At 59.9% G+C, this 2,329-nt stretch carries 2 protein-coding genes; both read left to right on the top strand.

What is annotated here, in order from left to right; genetic code table 11:
• The first annotated feature begins 33 nt into the window (after positions 1–33).
• Positions 34–261 (top strand): hypothetical protein, encoded by a 228-nt coding sequence (locus H0V78_01405; protein ID MBA2350472.1) that lies wholly within the window; start codon positions 34–36, stop codon positions 259–261.
• Between the two features lie 472 nt (positions 262–733).
• Positions 734–1,846: a DUF1615 domain-containing protein gene (locus H0V78_01400; GenBank protein ID MBA2350471.1), complete on the top strand. Its 1,113-nt coding sequence runs from the start codon at positions 734–736 to the stop codon at positions 1,844–1,846.
• Positions 1,847–2,329 lie beyond the last annotated feature (483 nt).

Here is a 2,329-nt window from a genome sequence, read left to right as displayed (position 1 = left end):
CAGTGCGGCATCGGGGCATCGTTGCGCACCCTCATGAAGAGCGCCAGCGCGTTGACCCATCTGGCCCGCGTCACCAGCACGCCGGAAGAAATGCTGGTGGGTCTCGCGCGTGGCGATGGGGGTACGGACCTTGCCCCGATCGTGAAGCCCCACTTCTTTTGCTTCGGCGGCAGCCTCGAGACGGCGCAGTGGCTGAACAGGGTACGCGAGGGGTCGTTCGAACTGAACGAAGAGTGCTCGCGGTTTACCGTCAGCGCTTGAAGACCGGATATTGATTTTTCAGGTGCCGCACAGAGCGACGACGCGCAATGCACTGCCCTTATCGGCTTCAATCCGAGAGGAAAACGCATCCGTCCCTTGCTTCTGCGTTGTTATCCTTCCGCCGCAGCGGCAGTGGTCTCGAATCATGAGGCAATCGCGTTCGCCCCTGCCCCTGCGTCGTTATGTTCGGCAATACCGTTCGCCCCCGCCAGTCATTCCGCACCTTGCCTCGACACCCAAATTTGTCTTTCCCGCGCACGCGGGAATCCAGATGTTTTTTCAGGATTCGCTGAATCGCCGCTCGCTTTCAGGAGGCTTGCTTGAGCAGATCGACGCAACTACGTCCGGATGACTTCGCCGCTGCGGCAATCGCTTTTGCCCGATCCCTGAGACGACCCTCAGGCATGGAACCATCCTCACCATATCGACCAACACCACGAATACTTTGAACCCGGCATACAAGCGCCGCCGCATATCGGCTTGGCTCGCGACTTCCTGCGTCGCGGTGCTGGCGGGATGCGCGATCGACCGTCGCGTCGAGGAGCCGGTCGAGGTTAGCCCCGCGGAAGGCCGCGCATCGGTCAGTAGATTGCTGCCGCCGAATGCCGCCGATCGCAACGGCTGGGCCGCCGACATTTTTGCAACATTTGTCGCGCTGGAAATCGCTCCCACGCCAGACAACATTTGCTCGGTGGTCGCCATTACCGAACAGGAGTCGAGCTTTCGCGCCGATCCGACCGTTCCTGGGCTGCCAGCGATCGCCTGGAGGGAGATCGACAAGCAGGCAGAGAGCGTGGGCGTTCCCAGGCTGGTGGTGCGCACCGCACTGCGACTGAAATCGCCGAACGGCAAAAGCTACAGCGAGCGCATCGACGCCGTAAAAACCGAGAAGGAATTGAGCGACATCTTCGATGACTTCATCGGCTTGGCGCCGCTCGGCAAGACGTTCTTTGCCGACCGAAACCCGGTTCGCACCGGCGGCCCGATGCAGGTGGGCATCGCATTTGCCGAAGCGCACGCGGCGGAAAAAGATTATCCCTATCCCGTCGAGGGCACGATCCGCGACGAGGTCTTCACGCGACGCGGCGGCATGTACTTCGGCATCGCCCATCTGCTTGACTATCCGGCTTCCTACGACAAATCGCTATACCGGTTCGCCGACTTCAACGCCGGCCATTACGCAAGCCGCAACGCGGCGTTCCAGAACGCGGTCAGCGTCGCGTCGGGCATACCGCTCGAACTCGACGGCGATCTCGTGCGGCATGGAAAGGATGCTGAAGGAGCAAGCAAAACCGAGTTGGCGACACGCACCCTTGCCGAGCGTCTGGGCATGGGCGCCGCCGCGATCCGCCGCGATCTCGAGCGCGGCGAAACCCAAGAGTTCGAGAACACACGACTGTACGAGCGCGCGTTCGCGCTAGCCGACAAGCTCAAGGGCAATCCCGTACCGCGCGCAATAGTGCCCCACATCCGCCTGCAAAGCCCGAAGATCACCCGCAAGCTGACCACCGAGTGGTTCGCCAACCGCGTTGACGAACGGCGCAAGCGGTGCCTGTTGCGGAGCGGTGCGAAAGAGGTCCAATAAGGATCGAACGGGCGGAGCGGATGGGTGAAATAGACTGTTTTAGCCAAACCGATCTCGGGAGGGCGTTCACAGCAGAGCAAACGCAACGGCCCTTCCGCCAGCTGTCTTACAGATTTCGACTCGTTCACCCGCTAAAGTCATACAGCGGCCAAGGGCCTTCATTGTCGGCATTTGTCTCTGTAGTACAGTCCCGTTAGCCTGTAGCTTTCGCTTATGATCAAGGCGTCGGCTCAGATACGTCAATTACAACTACTCGCAGCTTGTTGCTCTTTTCCGAAGGAATGAGAGATTGCAGTTGCTGTTGCATTACCGTCGCGGACTGAGGCATCGTCAATGGTGCGGGAGGGCAAGGGATTGTACTGCCCCTCTTTTCTCCATACCAAAAAACACCATAAATGCCGAACCCCTGGGCTTCGGGATCACGAGTATAGAAGCGATCTAGCTGATCTCGGGCAGCCTTCCACACATCCTGATGATGGTCGC

Source organism: Burkholderiales bacterium, assembly GCA_013695435.1.
In the GTDB taxonomy this organism is placed as follows: Bacteria; Pseudomonadota; Gammaproteobacteria; order Burkholderiales; family JACMKV01; genus JACMKV01.
This window is presented reverse-complemented; position numbering and strand designations above follow the sequence as displayed.

Coding starts and splice junctions, on each gene's coding strand:
- H0V78_01405 (MBA2350472.1), top strand. CDS start 34: ATGAAGAGCGCCAGCGCGTTGACCCATCTGGCCCGCGTCACCAGCACG.